General features: G+C 52.6%; 23 protein-coding genes. 9 read left to right on the forward strand and 14 right to left on the reverse strand.

What is annotated here, in order from left to right; genetic code table 11:
• The first annotated feature begins 30 nt into the window (after positions 1 to 30).
• From chrA to JL719_RS12470, 9 genes are all read left to right on the forward strand, one after another.
• Positions 31 to 1,407 carry a chromate efflux transporter gene (gene chrA, locus JL719_RS12430; RefSeq protein ID WP_033158674.1) on the forward strand — a complete coding sequence of 459 codons (1,377 nt, stop codon included), beginning with the start codon at positions 31 to 33 and terminating at the stop codon, positions 1,405 to 1,407.
• A 609-nt stretch (positions 1,408 to 2,016) separates the two neighbouring features.
• Positions 2,017 to 2,826, forward strand: a complete 810-nt coding sequence (locus tag JL719_RS12435; RefSeq protein ID WP_033158675.1) for an energy transducer TonB — start codon at positions 2,017 to 2,019, stop codon at positions 2,824 to 2,826.
• 20 nt (positions 2,827 to 2,846) lie between these two features.
• Positions 2,847 to 3,614, forward strand: a complete 768-nt coding sequence (locus tag JL719_RS12440; RefSeq protein WP_033158676.1) for a MotA/TolQ/ExbB proton channel family protein — start codon at positions 2,847 to 2,849, stop codon at positions 3,612 to 3,614.
• A complete protein-coding gene (locus tag JL719_RS12445; RefSeq protein ID WP_033158677.1) occupies positions 3,614 to 4,024 on the forward strand; it encodes an ExbD/TolR family protein in 411 nt (136 codons plus the stop codon). The genes JL719_RS12440 and JL719_RS12445 overlap by 1 nt, the downstream gene beginning before the upstream one ends.
• 158 nt (positions 4,025 to 4,182) lie before the next feature.
• A complete protein-coding gene (locus JL719_RS12450; protein ID WP_033158678.1) occupies positions 4,183 to 5,076 on the forward strand; it encodes a dienelactone hydrolase family protein in 894 nt (297 codons plus the stop codon).
• Between the two features lie 18 nt (positions 5,077 to 5,094).
• Positions 5,095 to 5,805, forward strand: a complete 711-nt coding sequence (locus tag JL719_RS12455) for a cytochrome b/b6 domain-containing protein (protein ID WP_033158679.1) — start codon at positions 5,095 to 5,097, stop codon at positions 5,803 to 5,805.
• Between the two features lie 35 nt (positions 5,806 to 5,840).
• Positions 5,841 to 6,302 carry a cytochrome c gene (locus tag JL719_RS12460; RefSeq protein WP_033158680.1) on the forward strand — a complete coding sequence of 154 codons (462 nt, stop codon included), beginning with the start codon at positions 5,841 to 5,843 and terminating at the stop codon, positions 6,300 to 6,302.
• Between the two features lie 322 nt (positions 6,303 to 6,624).
• Positions 6,625 to 7,473 carry an EAL domain-containing protein gene (locus JL719_RS12465; RefSeq protein ID WP_033158681.1) on the forward strand — a complete coding sequence of 283 codons (849 nt, stop codon included), beginning with the start codon at positions 6,625 to 6,627 and terminating at the stop codon, positions 7,471 to 7,473.
• 1,326 nt (positions 7,474 to 8,799) lie between these two features.
• On the forward strand, positions 8,800 to 8,946 hold the full coding sequence (locus JL719_RS12470; protein ID WP_165385956.1) for a hypothetical protein: 147 nt from the start codon (positions 8,800 to 8,802) through the stop codon (positions 8,944 to 8,946).
• Between the two features lie 218 nt (positions 8,947 to 9,164).
• Here the strand turns inward: JL719_RS12470 and JL719_RS12475 are convergent, their stop codons facing one another.
• The 14 genes from JL719_RS12475 to JL719_RS12540 form a co-directional block, all read right to left on the reverse strand.
• On the reverse strand, positions 9,165 to 10,034 hold the full coding sequence (locus tag JL719_RS12475) for an AraC family transcriptional regulator (protein ID WP_225892846.1): 870 nt from the start codon (positions 10,032 to 10,034) through the stop codon (positions 9,165 to 9,167).
• A gap of 203 nt (positions 10,035 to 10,237) precedes the next feature.
• A complete protein-coding gene (locus JL719_RS12480; RefSeq protein WP_174843455.1) occupies positions 10,238 to 10,774 on the reverse strand; it encodes a methyltransferase family protein in 537 nt (178 codons plus the stop codon).
• Positions 10,771 to 11,388: a TetR/AcrR family transcriptional regulator gene (locus tag JL719_RS12485; protein ID WP_033158683.1), complete on the reverse strand. Its 618-nt coding sequence runs from the start codon at positions 11,386 to 11,388 to the stop codon at positions 10,771 to 10,773. The genes JL719_RS12480 and JL719_RS12485 overlap by 4 nt, the downstream gene beginning before the upstream one ends.
• Before the next feature lie 117 nt (positions 11,389 to 11,505).
• Positions 11,506 to 12,120: a hypothetical protein gene (locus tag JL719_RS12490; RefSeq protein WP_033158684.1), complete on the reverse strand. Its 615-nt coding sequence runs from the start codon at positions 12,118 to 12,120 to the stop codon at positions 11,506 to 11,508.
• A 100-nt stretch (positions 12,121 to 12,220) separates the two neighbouring features.
• Positions 12,221 to 12,523, reverse strand: coding sequence for an antibiotic biosynthesis monooxygenase family protein (locus JL719_RS12495; RefSeq protein WP_033158685.1), 303 nt, complete (start codon positions 12,521 to 12,523; stop codon positions 12,221 to 12,223).
• 24 nt (positions 12,524 to 12,547) lie between these two features.
• Complete coding sequence (locus tag JL719_RS12500) at positions 12,548 to 13,192, reverse strand: glutathione S-transferase family protein (protein WP_051670373.1); 645 nt, start codon at positions 13,190 to 13,192, stop codon at positions 12,548 to 12,550.
• 92 nt (positions 13,193 to 13,284) lie between these two features.
• Positions 13,285 to 13,770: a protein tyrosine phosphatase family protein gene (locus tag JL719_RS12505; protein WP_033158686.1), complete on the reverse strand. Its 486-nt coding sequence runs from the start codon at positions 13,768 to 13,770 to the stop codon at positions 13,285 to 13,287.
• A 27-nt stretch (positions 13,771 to 13,797) separates the two neighbouring features.
• Positions 13,798 to 14,202, reverse strand: a complete 405-nt coding sequence (locus JL719_RS12510) for a GFA family protein (protein ID WP_033158687.1) — start codon at positions 14,200 to 14,202, stop codon at positions 13,798 to 13,800.
• A 97-nt stretch (positions 14,203 to 14,299) separates the two neighbouring features.
• Positions 14,300 to 14,971: a glutathione S-transferase family protein gene (locus tag JL719_RS12515; RefSeq protein WP_033158688.1), complete on the reverse strand. Its 672-nt coding sequence runs from the start codon at positions 14,969 to 14,971 to the stop codon at positions 14,300 to 14,302.
• 86 nt (positions 14,972 to 15,057) lie between these two features.
• Positions 15,058 to 15,993: an alpha/beta fold hydrolase gene (locus JL719_RS12520; protein WP_225892847.1), complete on the reverse strand. Its 936-nt coding sequence runs from the start codon at positions 15,991 to 15,993 to the stop codon at positions 15,058 to 15,060.
• Between the two features lie 166 nt (positions 15,994 to 16,159).
• Positions 16,160 to 16,765 carry a DUF6624 domain-containing protein gene (locus tag JL719_RS12525; RefSeq protein ID WP_033158690.1) on the reverse strand — a complete coding sequence of 202 codons (606 nt, stop codon included), beginning with the start codon at positions 16,763 to 16,765 and terminating at the stop codon, positions 16,160 to 16,162.
• A gap of 112 nt (positions 16,766 to 16,877) precedes the next feature.
• Complete coding sequence (locus JL719_RS12530; protein WP_165385957.1) at positions 16,878 to 17,033, reverse strand: hypothetical protein; 156 nt, start codon at positions 17,031 to 17,033, stop codon at positions 16,878 to 16,880.
• A gap of 38 nt (positions 17,034 to 17,071) precedes the next feature.
• Positions 17,072 to 17,659, reverse strand: a complete 588-nt coding sequence (locus tag JL719_RS12535; protein ID WP_051670375.1) for a phosphatase PAP2 family protein — start codon at positions 17,657 to 17,659, stop codon at positions 17,072 to 17,074.
• A gap of 3 nt (positions 17,660 to 17,662) precedes the next feature.
• Positions 17,663 to 18,136 (reverse strand): GNAT family N-acetyltransferase, encoded by a 474-nt coding sequence (locus JL719_RS12540; protein WP_033158691.1) that lies wholly within the window; start codon positions 18,134 to 18,136, stop codon positions 17,663 to 17,665.
• Positions 18,137 to 18,146: the final 10 nt, after the last annotated feature.

Below are 18,146 nucleotides of genomic sequence, written 5' to 3' on the forward strand. Positions count from 1 at the left end.
TTTTTGTAAAGCCCTCTCAGGAACAAACCGATGAACAACAATCAGGCATCCAGCAATCCACCGCCGCCCGTGAGTTTGAAACAGGCTTTTGGGTATTGGCTAAAACTGGGCTTTATCAGCTTCGGTGGTCCCGCCGGACAGATCGCCATCATGCATCAGGATCTGGTAGAAAATAAGCGCTGGATCTCCGAGCGCCGTTACCTGCATGCCTTAAATTACTGCATGCTGCTGCCCGGCCCGGAAGCCCAACAATTAGCAACCTATATCGGCTGGCTGATGCATCGAAGCTGGGGCGGCATCATGGCCGGCGGCTTGTTTGTATTGCCATCCTTGTTGATTCTAATCGGTTTGGGTTGGGTTTATATGGCTTACGGGCATTTACCAGCCGTGGCCGGGGTACTGTATGGCATAAAACCCGCCGTGACCGCGATTGTGCTGTTTGCCGCGTATCGAATTGGCTCCCGGACCCTGAAAAACGCTTGGTTGTGGGCAATCGCCGCCCTAGCGTTTCTGGCTATTTTTGCGTTGCGAATACCGTTTCCGCTAATCGTGTTCGTCGCCGGCTTGCTTGGCGCGCTCGGCGGTAAATGGGCCCCCCAATATTTTAATTTGGGCGGAGGTCACGGCAAATCTAACCCACATTTCGGCCCGGCATTGATAGACGACAACACGCCTCCCCCCGAGCACGCCCGCTTCAATACCGGTAAGCTGGTCAGGCTGGCCTTTATCGCTTTGGGATTATGGGGTGGTGCGCTCGGTTGGCTTTGCACTCAGTACGGCTGGGACGGCGCATTAACGCAGATGGGTTGGTTTTTTACCAAAGCGGCCCTGCTCACGTTCGGCGGGGCCTATGCGGTGCTGCCTTATGTGTACCAAGGCGCGGTGGAACATTACCACTGGCTGACACCAACGCAAATGATTGACGGTCTGGCCTTGGGCGAAACCACGCCCGGTCCGCTGATCATGGTCGTCACCTTCGTCGGCTTCGTCGCCGGCTGGAACCAAACACTATTCGGCGGCGAGCATTTATTTTTAGCGGGCGCGCTAGCCGCTACCGTGGTGACTTACTTCACCTTCCTGCCCAGCTTTCTGTTCATTTTGGCCGGCGGACCGCTCGTGGAATCGACTCACAACAATTTGAAATTCACCGCACCATTGACCGGCGTTACCGCCGCCGTGGTAGGTGTCATTCTGAATCTGGCTGTATTCTTTGCCTATCACGTCTTCTGGCCCCAAGGATTTGAAGGTGTGGCGGACAAGGTCGCTCTATTAATCGGGCTAGCCGCCATACTGGCTTTGTTTCGCTACAAAGCCGGGGTTATTCCGGTTATTGTCGGTAGCGGTACAGCCGGACTGTTATGGAGCTTTTTAAAGCCATGGCTAAGTCAACACGGCATAAACTTATAGCTGCCGGCAAACTATTAACCCCGCCCTTACATACTGTTAGCCTTTATGCCTTTTGCGGAACGGCAACAATTGCAATCCAAAACCGCCTAACAAAGCTTGCGGCAGGTATTGGAATTGCTGGCGGACAAAAGCTCCGACCAAACCCAAAGATTTTCTGTAGCTGTCGGCATTGGCGACCCAAGCCGACAGCAGCGCGTCCTCGCCGGCTTACTTAGGCCCATCCCACACTCAACGCATGTTGTCGTTTGCGGCTAAGACATCTCTTGCACTTAACAACTGTTGCCCTGCAAACACCCTTTAAACACAAGCTCCGGAAAATTGGTGCTCAGCAAGCAATACGGGATTGAATATCCGCTGAAATTCCTAGCTATCCGCTCGCGCATCGCCCGGCGTTTTCCCTGAAAAACAATCGATAAATAAACCACTTAGCTCTCTAACTCGCCATCCAAGCCAGATATAGCGACGCCATCCGACAATCTGGCACAGCTCGTGCTCTATTAGAAATCAATAGCAGCGATCAAAGCCTATTCACCATTTTAAACAATCGCTTACTTTACGCGGCACAACGGGGAATATGGCCTTTATATTTAAGAAATGGGGAACATTGGCATGAGCAGTCCTTTAGCAACTTTTAATAAACTGGTACCGGCGGGAGCCCCCGCAGATTGGAACGCGGCAGAGGTGGTTTCATTAAAATCGCCTGTTACTCAGTTGCCGGAAGGTTTGACGCATTCACGGGTTGCAGTAGCCTTGGGAGACTTTAAATACGTCACCGAAACTCGCGATCACAAATGGGTCGATTTTCTATTAATCGGCGCACTAACCATCTTTATCCATAACACGGTAGTCGATCACTTCAGCGGCGCGGCGTTTGAGCAAGAAATTGTGGAGCCAATCAAGCCTGAGACCAAAGTCCAAATCACACTGACCAGGCCGCAACCCAAACCGGTGCCGCCACCACCGCCAAAAGTTAAGCCACAACCGCCCAAACCTAAGGTCGTACCGCTAAAGCCGCCAAAAATCCAACCGGTGCCTAAAGTCGTTGAGGAAGCGCCCGCGCCGGCGCCTGTTGAAGGGCCGGTAGTAGACAACGCCCCACCGGCTCCGCCAGCGCCTCCCGCGCCGGTGGTTGAGGAAAAAATCACCGAGCCGGTAGCCGACGCGGCTTACCTGCACAACCCGTTGCCTGAATATCCGGAAGTTGCGCAAGAACGCGGCTGGGAAGGCAAAGTGGTGATGAAAGTACACGTGCTGCCCGACGGCACTACCGATAGCGTGACCGTCAGCAAATCCAGCGGCCAGAAAGTGCTGGACGATGCTGCCGTCAAAGCCGTTCTCAAGTGGTCTTTCGTGCCGGCCAAACGCGGCGATACCGCGATTGCCCGCTACACCACGGTTCCATTCACTTTTAAATTGTAATTATTTTTTGAGGATCAAAAATGTCTGAGATAGCAACCAACGTCATCGTCGATGGCACCCTGAACACTTTAATCGCCGCCTCGGTAGTCACCTGGGGCTTAATTCTGATCAAAGGCGTACAACACATCCGCATTTCCTATCACAACCGCCGCTATAACAAGGAATTTTGGAGCGCGCCCAACATCCAGGCTGCCGCACATTTGGAAAATCAGGATGGTCCGGCCGCCCGAGTCGCCGGCATTGGTTTCTCCACGCTGATCGAAACCGACGGCGGCGCCTCTACTCACGACCTGGAACACACCTGGGACAGGCAGGAGTTGCTGGACAGACGCTTGCGTCAACAAATGCAGAAAGAACGCGGCTCGTTGGAAAGCGGTTTGGCGGTGCTGGCCACCATCGGCAGTATCTCGCCGTTCGTGGGCTTGTTCGGTACCGTGTGGGGCATCATGGGGGCGTTGACCAATATCAGCAAAACCGGTTCTGCCAGCTTGGAAGTGGTCGCCGGCCCTATCGGTGAAGCTTTGATCGCCACCGCAGTGGGTATCGCGGTCGCGGTACCAGCGGTCGTGGGTTACAACTTTTTCATCCGCCGCAATAAAGTGGTTTGGGCATTCCTGGACGATTTTGCCATCGACTTTGTGCATTTGGCCCTGAAAAGCTCGTTCATCATCGAACGCGCCGGCAGCAAACCGGTAGCGTCCGCACGTTTGACCGATGTTAGCGGCGGCAAAAAATCCAACATCAAAGACACCCATGAAGAATTAATCGCGAAAGAGGCGCACGCATAATGGCATTTAATACAAAAGAAGACGGCTGCGATGAGGTAATGGGTGAAATCAACGTCACGCCCCTGGTGGATGTGATGTTGGTACTGCTGGTGGTGTTTATCGTCACCGCGCCCCTGTTAACCCAGGCGGTACACGTCAACCTGCCGAAAACCGCGGAAACCGCGCCGCCGGATGACAAACAGGCGTCTTACTTGAGTGTCGATGCGCAAGGCAAAATCTATATCGATAAACAGGAGTTTCCGCTGGAAATCATCGAAGGCGAATTGCGCAACCGCCTGGCGGCTAACCCGGAGTTTGCGTTAAATCTGAACGCGGACGACGCGGTGCAATACGGCATCGTTGCCAAGGTGATGTCATCCATCGAGCGAGCCGGCGTCACAAAGCTGTCGGTTCTGACGGTTCCGCAATAAATCATGAACTGGCCGGGTAACAAGTTTGCCCGGCTAGTTAATCGCGGCGCCAAACGCTGCCGCACAAGCACAATCCGAACCACGCCAAAACCAAGGATGCAGCCGCTGCGTCCAGGGTTTCGTTGCGTTTAGGAACAAACTTTTAGGAGAACTGTACGATGGCGCGCAAGACCGCTCAAGACTTTCATCCGGAAGCCTTACAAGCTTTTGACAAATATGTGCACGGCGATATTTCCCGGCGGGATTTTTTATCGTCGGTACCTAAATACGCCTTATTAGGCCTGACCGCCGAAGCGTTGCTGGAAGCGCTGAATCCGCGTTTTGCCGAAGCGAAGCAAGTCGCCGACGACGATCCGCGCATTAAAGCCACGTATGTGGAATATCCCTCCCCACATGGTAACGGCAGAATTCGTGGTTACCTGGTGCAACCGGCCAAAGCGGCAGGCAAACTGCCCGTGGTGTTGGTTATCCACGAAAACCCAGGTTTGAATCCGCATATCCAAGACATCGCCCGGCGCCTGGCGCTGGATAATTTCATTGCCTTCGCACCGGACGCACTGTTTACCTTGGGTGGTTATCCGGGCGACGAAGACAAAGCCCGCGAATTGTTCCAAAAACTGGATAAAGAAAAAACCCAGGCCGACTTTTTGGCGGCGGCGCAAGCCATCAAAATATTACCGCAAAGTAACGGTAAGCTCGGCGCGGTAGGATTTTGCTACGGCGGCGGCATCGTCAACTTCCTAGCCACCCGGCTACCGGATCTAGGCGCCGGCGTACCGTTTTACGGCGCCCAACCCGCCGCCGATCAGGCCGCAAAAATCAAGGCGCCGTTACTGATCCATTACGCCGGCGTCGACGACCGCATCAATGCCGGCTGGCCGGCCTATGAAGCGGCCTTGCAAAAAGCCGGCGTCAATTACGAAGCCCACACCTATCCAGGCGTGCAGCACGGCTTTAACAACGACACCACCCCACGCTACGACGCCGCCACCGCCAAGCTGGCTTGGGACAGAACCATCAGTTTCTTCAACGCTTATCTACGCGACAGTTAAATCATCGGGAGAATTTCAATGAAAGTGGAAGTGCATATTTGGGATTGGCCATTACGCCTGTTTCATTGGTTGTTGGTCATAGCTGTGGTCGGCGCTTACGCCACCGGCAAACTGGGCGGCAATCTGACCGATTGGCATGCCCGCTTCGGTAGTTTGATTCTGGGCTTGCTGGTATTTAGATTGATCTGGGGCTTCATCGGCACCACCCATGCCCGTTTCGCCAGTTTCTTTCCGACCTTTTCCAGACTGGTGGAATACGTTAAAGGCGAATGGCAAGGCGTCGGCCACAATCCCGCCGGTGCGATAGCGATTATTGCTTTGCTGGCAGTCTTAAGCTTTCTGGCCGTCACCGGCCTGTTCGCCAACGACGATATTGCTTTTGAAGGCCCGCTGTTTCATAGCATCGATAAAGAACTCAGCGACAAACTGAGCGGCTGGCACATTTACGCGGTGAATATCCTGCTGGGCTTGGTAGCCGTGCATGTCAGCGCGATTGTCCTGTACCAACGCCTGAAAAAAACCAATCTGGTCGGCGCCATGCTGACCGGCAAAAAGCAATTGCCCAGATCCCTGGCGCCCTCCCCGGTCAAACCGGTCGGGCCGTTCCGTTTCGTCATCACCTTGTTGATCGCGGTGACGGTAGTCTGGGGCGTTTGGAGCGGCGGCTTTGTGAATTATCTGGCGCCGTTGGCCAGCTTCCAAACGGCTACGGCCCATCCAAAAACTTAAACGTTACATTTTCTACAACCACAAGGAGTTAACCCATGAAATTGAAACTGATAGTCGCACTGGCGCTGGGCGCTGCCACGACGGCGGCCGTGGCCGGCGAAGTGGAAGACCAAATCCGCTTCCGCCAATCGGCCTACTCGTTTTTGGGCTGGAATACCGCGAAAATCAAAGCGCAGGCAGCCGACCATCCGGAAACCTTTAACAAGGATCAGGTAATCGCGGCCGCTAACGCCGTTGCTGCAGTCGCCAATTCCGGCCTGCTCAGCCTTTACGGGCAAGGCACCGATAAAGGCACCGGCTGGAAACCGACCCGTCTGAAACCTGAATTTTTCGAAAAACAGGACGAAGTAAAAGAAATCGAAGCGACTTTCATCAAGGAAGCCAACGAATTGCAAAAAGTGGCGGCCAATGGCGATGCGGCGGAAGTTAAAGCCCAATTCGGCAAAGTCGGCGCTACCTGCAAAAGCTGCCACGATCTGATCCGGGTTCGCGAATAATTCCATCGGCTCCAAACGCCAAACATCCAGCGTTAAGGCATTTCCAGCCGGCAACTCGGCTTGTCGGGACTTGTCCGAGCCCTACTCGGACGAGTTCCATTTCCAAACTACGAATAGAAACACCCGCTCGTTCAGATATACCTACACGTCATATCGCGTTTGACCACTTTCCTAAAAATCGGCATGCCTGGCTTTGCGGCTGCACTTCTAATTTAGGCATATTAATTTCAAATATTATCGTTTTATTTAATGAGTTAGTTTCGCTACCCTCTGCGTTTATTAGCAAACCATCAGTTATTAGGGATTTACTGGACAGATACTCATGCCTTTACAACAATTAGTCGAATATTTTAACGATAGACTGGAGCAGGAACACAATAACGGCTTACGGCCGTTTGTGCTGGATAACGGCGCGGTGCACGGGGCATTCGGCCCCATCTGCATCGGCAGCAGATTGTCGCCGCTGCGCCAGACTTTGCGCACGGCCAATGTTACCGGTCACATTGCGCAACTGAACGTGTCCACTATTCACAAACAAACGATACAAAGCAGCGAGCTGGAACAATATCTGGCCCAGCCCCAGGCCGAACAGGCTAATGTCGAGTCCATCATCAACTTCGACCGGATGTCGCGAGCCGTGCATATGCTGAACTATTTGCCGCAAGCGCATCTCGACGAATTATTGTTTCTGGAAGTCGACCCTCGGCACATTCTCGGTGTCAAGGAAGATCACGGCGCCTATTTTGAAGAGGTCATAGTGGCCTGCGGCCTGCAAACCGCCAACGTCACCATCACACTGACAGCAAACAACGCCTATGCCGGTTTTTATCAATTGCTGCTGCGCGGCCTGCAAAATTATCAACGCCGCGGTTACCAACTGGCATTGAAGTTTGATTATCACTCGCTGGAAAAATCGGCCTTCGAGTTAATTACTCGCGCTGCGCCCGACTTCGTCGGCATCTCGGCGCTGGAATTGGACCGCATCCGCGACAATAAACTCCTGGAAAAACTCCAACAATTAAGCAGTTTGGCAAGCTCGATCAACAGCCGAAGCTTCATACTGCAAATCGATGACAAACGCACAGCCGCATTGGCTCGTAACACCGGCTTTGATCTGGTACAGGGAGACTATTTCGAACGAAGCGTCGAGCTCTCTGCGGCCAACGGCTAATTCAAAGCAATCGGCACAAAAAAGCCCGCGTAAAGCGGGCTTAGCTTTTAGACACGGCTGGGTAAATGGGCTATTTGAGCTCATAAATCTTGTCGCAGACGCCAAAATTAAGCGCCACCAATCTACCGCGGCTTCAGGCAGTCTGCCTGCATCCATTGCATAATCCAACGCAGCGCCTAGCTCGCATCGTAATATCCCAGCCTGCACGAGCGATATTGCAGCGTACTTTTGAATCAAATCAAAAGCCATTGCTCGGCTAATTAAAGTGGATCATAAATCCGCCATGTCGCTTAGCATCGTGTAAAACATCCTCGCAATTTCAGTTGAAGCCTCTGAGGCACTATGGCGGTAAACATGTCCAGTTGGCTTCTAATACTGGATCACTGCGAGAATCACACTGGTTTTTCAAAGCCTCCCAGGCGACAATAGCCAATAGAAACGACACAGCCGGCCAATGACCAATCGATACCTGCCGAATACATCCATCAATACAGCTTCTATAGCGACAAAATCAGATTCTCACCTTCGCAGACAAACATATTCCAGGGTAACCATCAAACGCCATTCCCGCCCAGGTTGCAAAGCTGTTGCGGTGCAGGCGTAGAATTGCATTTGGTATAGGTTTTTTTTACGAATGAAGGCACATGTACAACCTGAAGGAACCCATACTAAAACCTACACTACCCGCTAAAGTGCAGATAAATTTTTATAAGTGTCGATAATATTTTAATAAAAAATATTACTTATATATCAAATATTTAAAAATGAATAACCAGAAAACACAAGGCGCCAAGCAAGACGAGAAAATGCAACACACGCCGATGATGCAGCAATGTATTACCCATGAAATATAAGGATTTTTTTATATTAAACTTAATTTACTATACTAAAACCTATACTGTCACTAATGAAACGCCTCATCGTCTCAATTCCTTGGCTTTTAGGTGCCAGATCTTCACAACACACTCTTTGTTGTCAGAAAATTTCACACTGAAATTATGATGTTTTTCTGCTGACTCCGCATCCCTGTGGCTCGCCACTAAAGTCCAAGTCGCTCACGTTGGCTTTGACTCATTATCGGATGGCATGGTTGGCAGCACCATTGATTCGATTCTGTTGACGGATCTGGCCGCCGTCGTTAGCAATCGCTACAACTATGACGTCTCGGAATGGCCCGTGGCTGTCTTTGTCCACGAGGCGACGTAAGTCTCATCAATGATCTCTTCATTCAGGTTTTGAACAAAGGCCGAGGCGCCAAGATTCACCCGTTCATCGCCACGGAAAGCAGTTGTTTAACTTGATTCTCTGATTATTGGATAGTGATGATTGGCTTTTTGGAATCTCAAATCCGCTACACCACACAACGCTGGTTTGATCGATCGATTGTTCGTTACTACCGGCTTTCTAGTCGATGTCGCCGGCCGGGAACACGTGGCTTATTCCGGCTATTTATTGCGGAAGAAATCGGCGTAGGTCGACCAAGCGCAGGTGTTTACCAAGGCGATCGCAGTTCTGATTTTTTTACACCGATGACACGCCTGCTTACTCACTCTTCTCCCTGGAGGCCATCGGAAAAGCTAAATCTTAGTCTTCCGCTTTTTCACAAGGGATGGCAAAGATTATCTTCACCCGGCCCTGCTCTCCACGCACCCCGAGTTTTACCCTAGCTCGGCAGTTAGACCGCTTTCCGCTTACACCAAAGGCAGATAAACATCGGTAACCTGTTCGTGTTCGGCCGTTTCAGACACGCGTTTGATGTAATGAAAAAATACCGGAAATTCCCGCAATTCCTCACCACTTTCCGGCAGCCACTCCCGGTAGAGGTAATAAACACTGTCGCTGATACGGTCGGTTGAACCGATATGGCGCACCACGGCGTATCGCCCTTCCGGAATCTGCTTGTTGACCACGCCGTGCAAATTGGCCGGCACGAGTTGCTTGACCTCCCCGCAGACATCGAATCGGAATGAGTCCGTGGGCGTGTTAGTCGGGTCGTCATACGCGATACCAAACGTCCGACTGCTGATGATCGGCGACAAGCCGCTTTGCTTACGCCAGGTTATGAATTTTCTGACCGTGTCCATAAGCAGGCTGGGTGATGCACGGTGCTCCAGCGCTGCGACTAGGGTTTCTGAAAAATCGACGATGGTAACGTTCATCCGGGGACTCCTTAGGCGTTTGGGTAATAGCATGCGCTCATTCCATGGCTGCCATGCCGGGTGCTTTCGAAATTGAGTAGGCGTTTGTCCAATGCATTTTTTGAACGCGCGGGAAAACGATTCCGCATTCTCGAAACCGGCGTCCAGGCCAATATCGGTAATGCTGCGCCGCTCCTGAAATACCAGTTGGTAAGACGCCTTGCGTAAGCGCAATAACCGAATGTAGCGCGTCGTGCTCAACCCGGTGTAAGCGGAGAACTGGCGTTGAAAGTGAAATCGGGAAAAATTGGCCTGTTTGCTCAGTTCGTCGACCGACAACGGCTTGAACAGATGTTGGTCTATGTAATCGAAAACCCTATCGAAACGCATGGCATAGGCCGCGCTGGCCGTTTTATCGTCCACTTTCATACCTCCTCAATCGAGCGCTACTGTAACAAGCGCCTAATCTTCGCGCCTTACTCAACGTGCTCAATTGATACCGGAAATGCGTAGAACAAATGGAATGCACTGGCGCGAGTGCGGCAGATCGTCGGACGCCACCGTTTTGCCGACCACACGGGAGGCGGGGCCTGCCAGGGATGCAAGCGTGACAGAAATATCGCCACTCAAGTTTCGGCGACACAATGGCCTGCTGTCCGCTGCGAGTGGCTGTCCATGTAGTCGTAAAAAGCCTGCCCGTGCGCCAATTCGAACGGCACGCCGCTGCGCACGCCCTGTTCCAATTGTTCGAACCACGGCCGGCTCATTTCCGGCGAATTGTGCATCAGCACCATCGCCCGCACGCTTTGGGGATGATCCGGGCGCAAACAAGACGAAAGCTTGTTGTTGCGGAAGCGACGCGGCGAGACTTCCTCGAACACCCCCACCGCCGCCAGCATGCGCAGCAAGCGGTAAAGTGCATCGGCGTCGGCGGCGACTCGTTCGGCCAGGGTTTCGGCGCTTAACGCGCCATCGGCCAGCGCGTCGGCGATATCTAGTCGCGCGGCGACATACAACGCCCGCGATTGCCAATAAGCCGAACCGATCTGGATCAGGCGGAACGGCGCCGGCACGAGTTTATTGGGCAGGTTTTGTAGCCAGGCGCCGAATCGAGCGAGTTTGGCGAAACGGCGCACCGCGCCGGCATTCTTTTGCAATCTCATGTCAATGCTCCCGGTTGTGCGATGGCCATGCCAGCCGCCAACAGTTTGCCGTTAAGCGCGGCGAGTTCGTCGAGGAAGGCTTCGTCCATCTGCCCGCCCATCTGTTCCTCGAAGATGTCTTTCAGCAGCATGGGCATCATTGCAAGGCTGACGAAAGCTATCCGCGCCACGTCGGGATTGATCGCCTGATCGACCTGACAGCTTGCCTTCAGTTGTTCCAGCCGCCGCGCGCCACCGCTGCGGCCACGTTCCAACAATTGCAGGATAAAACGTCGGCCCGGTCCGTGGTTGAGGGCAAGCACCTTGAGAATAAGCTTGGGAAACTCGGGATGCTTGCACATGGTGTCGTAATAGAAGCGCAGATATTCGGTGAAGCCGCCGACGTCGGACAGCGTATCGCTGTCGAGCATGTCCAGGATGGGCTTGAGCGTCTCACGTATCATCTCTTCATAGAGACCTTCCTTGTTGCCGAAGTAATAACGGATCATCGAGACGTTCACGCCTGCCTTGTCGGCAATTGCACGAGTGGTAACCTTGTGGTATTCGTCGGCAAGGAAACACTCCAGCGCCGCCTTGAGCAGTCGCGCGTAAACCGGATCGCGAATATCGTTCATCGTAAAATTCCTGCAAGCCAAGATGGCGGCAGATTAGCACCGGCGGCTCAGGGGCTCTAGCGTTTTCGCCAATCAAGATGCGCGGTTTGATTGAACTACGAAAGGAAGCCGTCGCAGTCAGCGTAGCAAGCGAACCCCAAGCAACATACAGCCCATGGCAAAGATGAAAATCCCAACGATAGACACGAATACCGAAATCGCAGGCCCTAGCGCGTAAACCAAAGCTCCGGTGAAGATCAATACCGCCGCGGGTTTGGGATAGATAGTCGAACGATAGATCGACAGACAAAACAACACGATGCCGATCAATATCGTCGCGGATGCCGAAATTCTAAACGCCAACACCGCCGGATCGTTTTTGATGACGGCGTCTCGTAACAGAAAAGCGGTTTCCGGATAGCGGGCGATCACTGGGTAAAGAAACAGCTCCCAAGTCACCTTGCAGGCCTGCAACAAATAAGCCGCCTCCACGAATAAAAAACCGACGGCACCGCGCAATCCAGCCGTGTCACGCATCTTGGCATAAACGGCATAAAACCCCACCAGCAACGCTAACACGCCAGCGAAGGCGACCAGCGCTAAAGGTACCCAGCCTGGGCAGCGCACCACCTCGGCATAGTCGAAAGCCCCCGTCCCTAACGGTAACAAGATCGGGAACAAGACCGCATAGGCGCTGAGCAATAAAGATCCCACGATGATGGCGATGCCGCCGAGTTTTTCGAAAATGTGCATGTTGTGTTCGCCTAAATATTGGGGCGTTGGTCGAAGTCGATAAAGACCATAGCCATTGTTATTAGGAGTACCGTTTTCCTCAGTAACACAGGAAGAAGTGTTAGAGGTGATTTTCCATCACCAGCGAGTAATGTTCTACCGTCGGAAACGGTTCATAGAAGTGATGCAGTAAGGCACGCCATTCGTCGTATTGGATTGAGCCGCGAAAGCCTTCGGTATGATCCTCCAGCGAATCCCAATTGACCAACAATACATATCGGTTGGGGTTTTCTATGCAGCGCTGTAATTGATGCGAAATATAGCCGTTCATTGAGGCGATAATGCCTGACGCCTTACGAAAGGCAGTCTCAAACTCCAGCTCCCGTCCGGCAATGACGTTGAGTATTGCAATTTCCAAAATCATTTTTTTCTCTACTTGCCAACGGCATTAAAACGTTTGTCGAGCGTACAACTCATCAAAGGTGGTCATGATATGTTCGCGGTAAGCTTTACGTTCGCAAAGCGCAGCGTACCATCTGCGAACATTAGGTATTTTCGGAGTGGGAATGCCCATTTCAAAATATCGATAAAGCGAGGTGGCGACGGGAATATCGCCCATACTGAACGCATCGCCCGCCAAAAAAGCCTGTTCGGCAAGATGCGCATCCAAGATGGCAAAATGTTTTTGGCAGCGCATAGCGGCATGCTGAATTTTCTGCTGATCCCGTAGTGCCTCCGGCGTGCGGTAAAATCCCCAAAACAAATCCAGAAAATCTGGTTGCAGTGTTGCCAGCTCCCAGTCCATCCAGCGCTCCGCCAACGAGCGTTTTGCCGGCGCTTCGGCCCACAAATGATCACGACTGTAATTGGCGCACAAATAGCGGACGATGCTGTTGGACTCCCAAACTGTCAGGTCGTCATCGACCAACACCGGAATACGGCCATGCGGATTCATGGCTTGAAAATCGGGCTGATCGAGACCGCCCGCACTGCCGCCGGCATCAATATGCTGATATGCCAAACCCAACTCACCAATAGTCCATAACACCTTCTGCACATTGTATGCGCTACGCCTTCCCCAAATTTTAATCATGTCGTGATGATTCCTTAGTACATTTAAAACGATATGCCATTCAAACCCCATCAGGTTGGCGCTTTGCAGAAACAACCAGCCCAGTGAATGAGCTAGAGCGCTGTACTCAGTACATTACGAATAAACGTTTGCCAGATGGGATTCGGCGCCCAGATTTCGCTCATCGGATACGATGCAATCACCTCCTCTTCCGCCAAGTACAGCCTGCGATAGAGATAAATGAACGAGGATGCTCGCATATTTTTTGCGCAATGCACCCAGACTTTATGTCCTTCGAATACCTTGATAACACCCAAGAACTGTTCCAACTGATTAAGTCTGGGGTGTTCCCACGCCACGGGAATTTGCATATATGCAATGCCTTGGGCTGCAACCAATTCTGCTTCGCCTGGCAATGCGTTGCTAGCCGTTGGCGGCGCCAAGTTAATCACCGCCTCTATGCCAAGCGCCGGAAGTTTGGCGATGTCCTTCTCAGTCAGTTGCGCGGAACACCAAAGCCAATCGAAAACCTGATATACGTTTTCAGCTTCCATGCCATGGTGTCTCGACTGCAGCGGAGCGTCTTGGAAATTAGACATAAAAAATCTTGACCGATAGCTCGCTGATCAACGCGACTGCCGGTCCGCCGGATGATTGATACCGTCACCGGTTCGCACTTCGCCCAAATCAAACGGATTAACACCTTCCAGGCAGCCGACGTTGTAGCCGTACTGGCTAGGCATCGAACGGCGTTGATGGTGGGTATAGATGCCGCAATTCGAACAAAAATAATGTTTGGCGCTCATGGTGTTGAATTGATAAAGCTTTAAGTGCTCTTGACCCTTAACGACCCTGATTCCCGATAGCGGAACCGATGCCATAATGGCGCCTTTGCGCCGGCATAGCGAACAATCGCAACGGCGTGGATCGACAATGCCGTCGAGAAGATCGAGTTCGAGTTCCACCGCGCCGCAATGGCAGGTGGCGCGGTGTTTGGCATTAATGATTGTGCTACCTACTTTTTTGATCATATCGTGGTTGTCGGTTAGGTTTAAGTCGATGGTTCTAATGCTTTCGGCTGGGGCGACTGGCGTATTTCATGACATTGTTTAAATTTTGCAGCGGAGGTTACAAGCCAACCTTACGATAGTCGTCTAGCCAAGTTCCGGCGTTTCTGGCCATCTGTTCGTGTTCTTCATCTCGCCAGGTCTCGCTTAGCGCAGCCGCATACCAGTCACGCATGGCGGGCAAGGCCAACAAACGATCGGCGTAGGTTCGGCAAGCCGGAGTCATTTCCAGTCCATAAGTTTGTACGCGAAACGCGACGGGCGCGAAGAAAGCGTCGACGGCGGTAAAAGCAGGTCCAGCCAGGTAGGGACCGCCAAAGCGAGTCAGGCCCTCATGCCATAGGTCATTCAGTCGCGCCAGATCCTTTTCCAAGGCCGGCGAAGGCGATGCAATTTGAATTCGTAATCCGCACCGCAGTACCTGAAACCCCGAATGCATTTCCGCAACCGCGCAACGCGCCCAGGTTCGTGCCAAGGCATCGGCCGGCCAAACCGCCGGCGTTCGCTCGGCTAAATATTCGGTAATCGCCAGCGAATCCCAGACCACTGTTTCGCCGTCGATCAGACAGGGTACCTTTCCGGTCGGCGAAAAACTGTGGAAGGCGTTAGTTTCATCGGTTTGGGCAAACGGGACGAGCTTTTCGACAAATGGTATGCCGAGCTCACGCATCAGTATCCAAGGTCTTAGCGACCATGATGAGTAGTTTTTATTGGCAATGTAGAGTTCGAACACGAGCGATATATCCCCTTGGTTTCTTAAACGTTGATTTTGGCACTTCGCGCAAGCCCGGCGGAAAAATTGGTCAGCCGTTCGCCATCCTATTTCTGAGCAAGAGGTTTCGCAAACTCGCTCACGGCGCCGACAAATTCATCGGCTTGATCCTGCATGATGAAATGGCCGCTGTTGCTGACGATGATAAGCCGTGAATGGCTGGACAGATGGACTAGTTCGTCCTGCTCGGCCTGTTGAATTTTGGCAAGTGCTTTTTCCGCTTCGACATCTTTGCCCGATCTCTCCGCTTCGCGCGCGACATAATCCAGGTCCACCAAGTTGCCGGCGGTTAGAACCAATAACACGAGATTGCCTAAGCTGCCCGGAGGCGGTGTGGCCGGATCGAGCCCTCGGCGCATGACGGCAATTTCATTGACCACCGCATGAGCGGTATCGGTGCGATTCTGTACCGCCGTTTTCGCTGCCAGGATTGCCGCCGGTAGCGGAGAAGGCTTGCGGTCGGCATCGGCAATCCCCAACAGCCTTACGAGACCAATTCGCGATAACGGCTCGGCCACTGCAATCTGTATGGCTTGTTTGCGGTAGTCCCACGAGGCATAGGGATACTGGTGCATCGGGCTTTGCTCATGCGTCGAATCGACAAGAACGATACCCTGCGTATCTTCGGGAAACTGGTGATAGAAAGCACGCACGTAGATTCCGCCACGAGAATGACCGACCAGCACAAAAGGCGGCGTAATACCGGCATCGTTGAGTAGCGTATGCAGGTTTTTAGCTACATCTTCCGGGTGGATGGCTGTGTCTACGGGATCGCTCCAGCCCAATCCGGGGCGGTCGTAGGCACAAACGCGCATGGTCTGTGCAAGCTTGGCTTGGACCGGATGCCAACTCAACACGTTTTCGCCAAGGCCCGCTTCGAGAACCAGCGTTGGCGAACCGGAACCGATGCGGTAAAGATGAAGCTTCACGCCATTCACCGAAATCATGCGCCCAGGTGGCGGGAATGCGGCAAGGTCGGCCACGGTTCTTTCGGCTTGATAAACGGCTCCCGATAGCGCGGCAAAACATGTGATTGCCAACCCGAAGCACAAGAAGCGAAAGCGCCGAGACCATACCAATTTCATGTCAGCCAACGGAGGGTTGGATGGTACGAGAAAATCGAACAATATCCGAACCGGTTGTCGGGCTTCAACTTGCGACCCTCCAGCCCACGGAATAAAGCCATTGTTGATATTGCGCGTCCAGGTCGGGCGGGGTTGAAATATTCTCGCGAGTGCTTTGCGCTGTTAATTCGGCGGTTCTTTCCTCGATGGTATTCAAACCGACCGCAAGCCGTCGATCGTTGACGGATTCCGGATTCTCGATTGGATACGGTTCCAGTTCGCCGTTCTTATTCGGCTGGAATTGAGTCCCGTAACATTGAGGTTTTCCCTCATACATGCGAATGCGGTCTTCCAGAAACGCAACTTGCCAAGACATCACGTCGTTGTTGGCAGCGGCTTGCTTCAGCAAAGATAGGCAATGCCGCATGAATGGGGGATTGCCGATAGCATGTTGCACGATCAACCAGGCCGCCCAAGCTCCCTCCTCGCCCACCAGACTGTTTCCGGGCCAACCATATTGGTCCATGATGGCCATCAGGCGAGCGGCATTGCTGATATGTACGGCTTCCATATGCGGGTGATAGAGAGCGTGGCCTAGAGAGCCATCGGCGACCAACGCCTCCCGTACTGAAAGGTCGTTTTTTGCCATCGCCACCAGTTCCTGGCTTAACATTTCGTTTGAATGGTGCATCGGGGCTCTGTTTTGGCAATTAGTAAGAGGCGCTTCAGCTTGTGCCCACCGGTGAACGATCTGCCGCGCGCCACGTACCCGGCTGCCAATCAGCGTCGAACACTAATCTGCTTTAAGCGGACGGACGTTTGATCAAGAGCCGAATCCAAAACCACGTCTCGAAGCCTGCGCCAACGATGAAGGCGGTTTTACCAACACCGGAATAGCCGGCCAGATAACAAGCCACGGCTACCGCTAAAATCATTACGGTGATGATGTGATGTTTCATATTCCCGTTCTCCTAAGCATTACACATCTACAGTATTTTCATCTTAGCCGACTCATAACGGCCTTATTGGCAAGCAAGCCGCCGACTATCCCACAGACATAACCCGCCAACACATCAGCCGGAAAGTGGGCTCCCACATTGATTCGCGATAGGCCTACCCATAGCGTCATAACGGCTAACAACAACCGATCGCGAATTGTTAATAACGGCCAAAACATCGTCATGATCAGCATCGCAAACGCAGAATGACCACTGGGGAAACTGTGTCTTGATTCCGGCAGAGCCAAAACGGTAACACGTCCTGAGGGCAGCACGGCACTAGGTCTAGGCATGTCGAACCCGATCTTCAACAGTGCCACAGTTCCCGCAGTCACCATATAACCGAGCATTAAACGCATTAGCAGCTGTTTCAAGCCTGGCAGCGATGGGAGCCGCTCCGCATTAAACGGAAATAGTTGCTGAAAGGCGATCGCAAGGAGTATTACACCAAGTATCCAAGGCATATTTCTGAAGTCACCAACCGCTGTACCAGTCAACATCAACGCATCAATCAAAGGTCCATGCCAGCCATTAACGGCGTAAAAAATTTCTTGGTTCATACCGAACCAATCATACAAAGCATTCATGATTTATTCGCTTAAAAGTTCAATGGCCGGGATCGGCAAATGGTAGACATAAAACTGTTCGTCGCGCGTCCAGCCTGTTGTTCGATAAAGCCCCTGCGCCTCGGTGTTGATTACTGCCGTTGACAAGGTCAGGCGAACAGCGCCCAAGCTGGCCGCATATTCGACTGCCGCAGCTATGAGCCGACCGGCAATGCCTTGCCTACGAAATCCGGCATCGACGAATAGATCGTTGAGAATGAAGGTTCGAGCCAGCGAGACGGACGAAAAGCTGGGGTATAGCTGGACAAAGCCGGTGGTTCTATTGTCCTGCTCGGCCAGGAACAGTACCGATTCGCCGTGTTCGAATCGATCCCGCAAAAATGATTTCGCCGCATTCGGATCGCTGGGTTTACCGTAAAACCGGCGGTAACTGTCGAATAACGGAATGAGTGCTTCCAGGTCGGACAGCGTAGCTTGGCGAACTGCAAATGGCTTCATGACGACTTCT

The sequence above is a fragment of the Methylomonas sp. LW13 genome, from assembly GCF_016865255.1.
In the GTDB taxonomy this organism is placed as follows: domain Bacteria; phylum Pseudomonadota; class Gammaproteobacteria; order Methylococcales; family Methylomonadaceae; genus Methylomonas.

Bases quoted from the DNA above. Each gene is read 5' to 3' on its own strand.
- chrA (WP_033158674.1), top strand. From the start codon at position 31: ATGAACAACAATCAGGCATCCAGCAATCCACCGCCGCCCGTGAGTTTG.
- JL719_RS12435 (WP_033158675.1), top strand. From the start codon at position 2,017: ATGAGCAGTCCTTTAGCAACTTTTAATAAACTGGTACCGGCGGGAGCC.
- JL719_RS12440 (WP_033158676.1), top strand. From the start codon at position 2,847: ATGTCTGAGATAGCAACCAACGTCATCGTCGATGGCACCCTGAACACT.
- JL719_RS12445 (WP_033158677.1), top strand. From the start codon at position 3,614: ATGGCATTTAATACAAAAGAAGACGGCTGCGATGAGGTAATGGGTGAA.
- JL719_RS12450 (WP_033158678.1), top strand. From the start codon at position 4,183: ATGGCGCGCAAGACCGCTCAAGACTTTCATCCGGAAGCCTTACAAGCT.
- JL719_RS12455 (WP_033158679.1), top strand. From the start codon at position 5,095: ATGAAAGTGGAAGTGCATATTTGGGATTGGCCATTACGCCTGTTTCAT.
- JL719_RS12460 (WP_033158680.1), top strand. From the start codon at position 5,841: ATGAAATTGAAACTGATAGTCGCACTGGCGCTGGGCGCTGCCACGACG.
- JL719_RS12465 (WP_033158681.1), top strand. From the start codon at position 6,625: ATGCCTTTACAACAATTAGTCGAATATTTTAACGATAGACTGGAGCAG.
- JL719_RS12480 (WP_174843455.1), bottom strand. From the start codon at position 10,774: ATGAGATTGCAAAAGAATGCCGGCGCGGTGCGCCGTTTCGCCAAACTC.
- JL719_RS12485 (WP_033158683.1), bottom strand. From the start codon at position 11,388: ATGAACGATATTCGCGATCCGGTTTACGCGCGACTGCTCAAGGCGGCG.
- JL719_RS12490 (WP_033158684.1), bottom strand. From the start codon at position 12,120: ATGCACATTTTCGAAAAACTCGGCGGCATCGCCATCATCGTGGGATCT.
- JL719_RS12495 (WP_033158685.1), bottom strand. From the start codon at position 12,523: ATGATTTTGGAAATTGCAATACTCAACGTCATTGCCGGACGGGAGCTG.
- JL719_RS12500 (WP_051670373.1), bottom strand. From the start codon at position 13,192: ATGATTAAAATTTGGGGAAGGCGTAGCGCATACAATGTGCAGAAGGTG.
- JL719_RS12505 (WP_033158686.1), bottom strand. From the start codon at position 13,770: ATGTCTAATTTCCAAGACGCTCCGCTGCAGTCGAGACACCATGGCATG.
- JL719_RS12510 (WP_033158687.1), bottom strand. From the start codon at position 14,202: ATGATCAAAAAAGTAGGTAGCACAATCATTAATGCCAAACACCGCGCC.
- JL719_RS12525 (WP_033158690.1), bottom strand. From the start codon at position 16,765: ATGCACCATTCAAACGAAATGTTAAGCCAGGAACTGGTGGCGATGGCA.
- JL719_RS12530 (WP_165385957.1), bottom strand. From the start codon at position 17,033: ATGAAACATCACATCATCACCGTAATGATTTTAGCGGTAGCCGTGGCT.
- JL719_RS12535 (WP_051670375.1), bottom strand. From the start codon at position 17,659: ATGAATGCTTTGTATGATTGGTTCGGTATGAACCAAGAAATTTTTTAC.
- JL719_RS12540 (WP_033158691.1), bottom strand. From the start codon at position 18,136: ATGAAGCCATTTGCAGTTCGCCAAGCTACGCTGTCCGACCTGGAAGCA.